Origin of the sequence: Candidatus Thioglobus sp. (assembly GCF_028599055.1) — a bacterium.
Taxonomy (GTDB): domain Bacteria; phylum Pseudomonadota; class Gammaproteobacteria; order PS1; family Pseudothioglobaceae; genus Thioglobus_A.
In genome coordinates this window covers 1-4,596 of the sequence record NZ_JAQRMS010000094.1, presented here as the reverse complement: position 1 = coordinate 4,596, position 4,596 = coordinate 1, and the positions used below count along the sequence as shown (strand labels likewise).

5 protein-coding genes are annotated in these 4,596 nt (G+C 35.2%); 3 read left to right on the top strand and 2 right to left on the bottom strand.

Annotated features, from left to right (window positions below):
- A partial coding sequence (locus tag PSN35_RS06150) for a BRCT domain-containing protein (protein WP_300030916.1) occupies positions 1 to 203 on the top strand: 203 nt, incomplete at its 5' end.
- Positions 204 to 417: 214 nt separating this feature from the next.
- Here the strand turns inward: PSN35_RS06150 and PSN35_RS06145 are convergent.
- Both PSN35_RS06145 and PSN35_RS06140 read right to left on the bottom strand, forming a co-directional pair.
- Positions 418 to 1,500 (bottom strand): glycosyltransferase family 2 protein, encoded by a 1,083-nt coding sequence (locus tag PSN35_RS06145; RefSeq protein ID WP_300030913.1) that lies wholly within the window; start codon positions 1,498 to 1,500, stop codon positions 418 to 420.
- Positions 1,491 to 3,113, bottom strand: a complete 1,623-nt coding sequence (locus PSN35_RS06140) for a tetratricopeptide repeat protein (RefSeq protein WP_300030910.1) — start codon at positions 3,111 to 3,113, stop codon at positions 1,491 to 1,493. The genes PSN35_RS06145 and PSN35_RS06140 overlap by 10 nt, the downstream gene beginning before the upstream one ends.
- 465 nt (positions 3,114 to 3,578) lie before the next feature.
- Between PSN35_RS06140 and PSN35_RS06135 the strand changes: the two genes are divergently transcribed.
- Together PSN35_RS06135 and PSN35_RS06130 are read left to right on the top strand one after the other, a co-directional pair.
- On the top strand, positions 3,579 to 3,743 hold the full coding sequence (locus PSN35_RS06135; RefSeq protein ID WP_300030907.1) for a hypothetical protein: 165 nt from the start codon (positions 3,579 to 3,581) through the stop codon (positions 3,741 to 3,743).
- A 207-nt stretch (positions 3,744 to 3,950) separates the two neighbouring features.
- Positions 3,951 to 4,511 (top strand): DDE-type integrase/transposase/recombinase, encoded by a 561-nt coding sequence (locus tag PSN35_RS06130; protein WP_300030904.1) that lies wholly within the window; start codon positions 3,951 to 3,953, stop codon positions 4,509 to 4,511.
- The last annotated feature ends 85 nt before the right edge of the window (positions 4,512 to 4,596 follow it).

The following is a 4,596-nucleotide window of genomic DNA, read 5'->3' as shown; positions in this document are numbered from 1 at the left end:
TTACAGGGAAAATGCAAGGCTCGAGAGAGATGATGAAGAAAAATGCCAAAAATTTAGGTATTCAAATTGCATCCAGTGTCACTGGTAAAACAGATTATTTAGTAATTGGTGATAAAGTTGGACAAAAGAAAATCCAAGCAGCTGAAAAATTAGGGCTAACCATTTTGAGCGAGCAAGATTATTTGACGATGATTGGCAAATAACAAGTGTATGAATATTTCAAATTTAATTAGTAAGCAAAAAAAAACCTTTTTAACTGATTAGCTAGACGAAAATCTATACTTTAAAACTGGCAGTCTTAATGTCATGAATATTACCTTCGGTCTAAGTGTTTCTTGTGATGGAAATCATCACTTGTCTGTTTAAGATTTTTTAGAAAACTTTGAATGCGATATTTTTATAATATTTTTTTGACTTTTATCGCCAAGTAATATATTTAGTCATACCATAGTTCCAAATAGAGCCAATCACTGCGCCAATCAAGCCTGATAAATACCAAGCAACATCTAACTTAAATAAAAACTCTGCTAAAGTAATATTAATAACAAAGCCAATTGAACAGGCAAGGTAAAAACTCAAAAGTCCTTTGAAAAACTTAAATCCAGTCAGTCTTTTATCACTATAAGTAAAAAGGTTGTTAAATATATAGTTGTTAGTCATTGCGACCAACGTAGCCATACTTTGAGCGATTAAAAATGAATAATCGGTAAAATTTAGCAAGCCTTTTAATACAACCAGATGCACCAATACACCACTCAAACCAACCAATATAAACATCATAAAACGCAGTGGAATAAAACGACCAATACTCTTGTCAAGTAGTAATAGTAAATATTCCCATACCACAATAGGTTCTAATTTGCTTTCACCTTCGGTGCGTTTACGCATTTGGTAAGGCAATTCAATAAGTTTAGGCGGGGTTTTGGCTGATGCCACCAAATCAAGTAAAATCTTAAATCCAATAGCAGATAGTCGTTCTACATTTTGTTCAAAAAAAGCTCTAGAAAGCATAAAAAAACCACTCATTGGGTCGGTTAATTTGGTTTTTAAGATTCGGTGGCTAAGTATCGTAGCAAAGCGACTAACCTTAACTCTATTTAAAGCCAACTCTCCAGTGCTACCACCACCAACAAAACGACTGCCAATCACCAAGTCTAAGTTATCTTGTTTAATGCTGGCAAACATCCTAGGGATAATGCCTTCATCATGTTGCAAGTCCCCATCCATTACCAAAAAGTAATCTGCACTGCTAGAGAGTATGCCTTCAATCACAGCAGAGGATAATCCACGTCTTCCTACTCGTCGTAAAACACGAACATTGTTCCAGTCTTTTGATAATTTTTGTACTTGTTGATAAGTTTTATCAGGAGAGTTGTCATCAACAAAGATGATTTCCCATGTTATGCTTTTGTCAATGGTGTTGTGTAACAACTCAATCAACGCTTTGATATTGCCGCTTTCATTGAAGGTGGGGATGATAATGGAGAGGTCTAGGGGCATTGAGATTTTAATTGGTTTACTATTGCTATTTGTACTTTTATTTTATACTTTTGTGCTTGTTTAAGTGCAGCTTTAGCTTGTTTGCATTGTTTTAAAGCAATTAGGGCTTGTATCTTTATATTGTGAGCTTGAACGTCTTTAATATTATATTCAATAATTTTACCAGTATCTTTTATGGCTTTTTGGTATTGCTTAAGATTATAGAAAATAACAGCACGATTGCTATAAGCCTTAACATGGTTATCAGGGTGTTGTTTAATAATTCTACTATAAAAAATAATGGCTTTATTAAAATACTTCATAGCTTGTTGGTACTTTTCTTGCTTAACTAATGATTCGCCATAATTTTGGTGATTTACAGCTAAGTTTAGTATTGCATAACTTGGCGTTATTTCATAATCAACACTGTGAGACCATAGTGTCATTCCATTTTGCCAAATCGGAATTTGCCTAAATACCGATAAAGTTGTAAAAAATACCAAAACACTGAGTATTAAACCTTGCCAGTGTTTTTTATCAGTGTTGGCAATCAGTGTTGCAACGAACAAAGCTACCCCAATCATAGCAAAATACAAATATCGATCTGCGACTAAAGAATATCTTTGAAAGGCAAAACTAACCCAACCTGAGGTAACAAAAAACCCAACAACAAACAACACACCGGCAAATACCAATAAGGGTTGTTGTTTACGTTTTATCCACAGTAAGTAACCCAAACCAAGTGGCAAGAGTGCTAGGGGGTAAAACCACCATTGGCTACTAATAAATTTTGGCGAAAGGGTGTAAGATGTACCTAAATGATAGGGATAAATTAACTTATATAGATAAAAAACAATACTGTCTAACCAGGCAAAGGGGCGCTGCCAAATTTCTATTAAGTATTGAGAGAAGTTTTCACCATATTTAGATTGAATAGAGTGAGTAACAACAATAACAAACAAAGCAATAAGTGCAAATGGTAGGGTTTTACTAAAGTTTTCACCCAACCTAAACTTATAGTGGAAATGATTAATAACCAATACAAACGCCACCAAGGTAATCGCAGAAGGTTTGCTTAGTAATGCTAAAATAAACAGTACCAAAGGCAGAAAACCAAACTTTGTTTGATTTTTTAAATATAAATATAAGGCCGATAATGAAAAACAAAATGCTAGTAGCGTTCTAAACTCACTTACCCAAGCTACAACTTCAACTTGAATGGGATGCAATAGAAAAAACAGTACCCCAACCAATACTGCCCATTTGTTGATTACAAACTGCCTAAGTACAGTAAAAACCAACAAACCATTAACAATATGCACCACAACATTGGTTAAATGTAGAACGCTATTAAGCGGCAATGATAATAGCTCTGCAAAAGATTTAAGTACACCCCAAAATAAATAACTTATTGGGATATACATGCCAAAATAAGACTGAGTGAACAACTGCCAAAAATTTGTCCACGAGGGTGATGTAACAAAAGGGTTTTTTAAATGTCCAATAGGGTCACCATTGTCATCCCAAACAAATTCAAAATCATAAACTTGCCAGTAAATCAGCAGTGGTAGAAAGATTAAAAGCGCCGTGATTATTCGATAATCAGACTGTTTAAATAAATCTGTAAACCGCATATTTAATATTGGTGTCTTGCGTTGCATTTTTAAATATTACCTTAAGTAAGCCCAGACTTGGCGAATTTAACTCATAAATGCACCACTGCTAATTGACAAGCGTCCACACCCATTGTTGCTTAAAATACCGGATAAGGTGTTTTTTAAATCCCAAACACTTCTATGGTCAAGAATTGAATTAACAACAATTTTAACATCATACTGTTTGTACAAGTTCAAAAAACATATTGTATTTATACCCTTGGGTGCTTTGCCTGTTTTAAAAAAAATAAAACCTGCAAATTCAAAGAATCAACTGGAAAGCTAAAGGCCTAATTAAAATAGCCAATTTAGCCTATGAATTAGACAATATGAGTAAATCTGCAAGTGACAAATACAAAGCTCTATGCTCTTGGAAGCGTGAAGCCTGCCCTTGGGATATAAGCATGGATTAAATGCTACTATAGATGCTTTTAGCATCGGTAAATGCACACTTTATACTGGAGAGGCAAGCTAAAATCTGGTGCTAGATTAGCCTTGAACAATGGCAATAGAACGCTTAAGGCTAAACGCAAAAGACAGTGGGATAAAGACATTGTTGATAAGGTTAAGCATCTCAGGCAAACTTACCCAAACCAAGGCAGAAGATAAACTCTACCCATTGCCTAAAGACTTTTGTTCCAAGCATAATATACTTTGCTCATCGGTATCAAGTATTGGCAGAATGATCAGTGATGACAAGGACAAGATGCGGGTGTTTTCAGTCAAAATTAACCATTTTGGCAAACGTACTAAGCTCAACAGAAAAAAGCAATCAGAAAGCCAAAAGACTTCAGCGCCCAATACCCTGGGCATTGTGTGGCACTTGATGCCATTGAGAAGCGTTTAAATGACTTTAAGCGCTACATTCTGACTTTTGTTGATCTCTACACCCGTTTTGCTTTTGCTTACGCTACAGATAAGCACACTGCACTAGAGGCTGGAAGGTTTTTAACCAACATTAAGGCATTATTCCCTTTTGAGATGCAGCACATCTTAACTGACAATGGCTCAGAATTTAAAAAAGAGTTTGATGAGCAAGTGGACAATCATTGGCATACCTATCCACGCACCCCTAAGATGAATGCCCATTGTGAACGGTTTAATCGAACACTGCAAGATGAACTGATTGATTACCATCTTTATGACTTAGAGAACACAGATGAATTTAACGAGAAAATGAGTGATTATCTGTTTTGGCACCCCAAGGGTATTTGCTCGCTACGCTCTTGGGCATATAACGCTAAAAGCGCGCATTATTCACTTGGGCAAATAGCACCAATTGAATACATTAAAATGAATGAAAAGAAATATAGGAAAAAGTGCAATATGTTGTGGACGCATACATTAAGTTGTATTTATTTATTAAAGCGGTTATAATTCTCAGGAGTTAGACCCAAAGGCGGGATTTAACAACAAACATAGACGTTTATTTAGATTCTCTTCATTGAGTATTTGAATAAGC

Bases quoted from the DNA above. Each gene is read 5' to 3' on its own strand.
- PSN35_RS06145 (WP_300030913.1), bottom strand. From the start codon at position 1,500: ATGCCCCTAGACCTCTCCATTATCATCCCCACCTTCAATGAAAGCGGC.
- PSN35_RS06140 (WP_300030910.1), bottom strand. From the start codon at position 3,113: ATGCGGTTTACAGATTTATTTAAACAGTCTGATTATCGAATAATCACG.
- PSN35_RS06135 (WP_300030907.1), top strand. From the start codon at position 3,579: ATGCACACTTTATACTGGAGAGGCAAGCTAAAATCTGGTGCTAGATTA.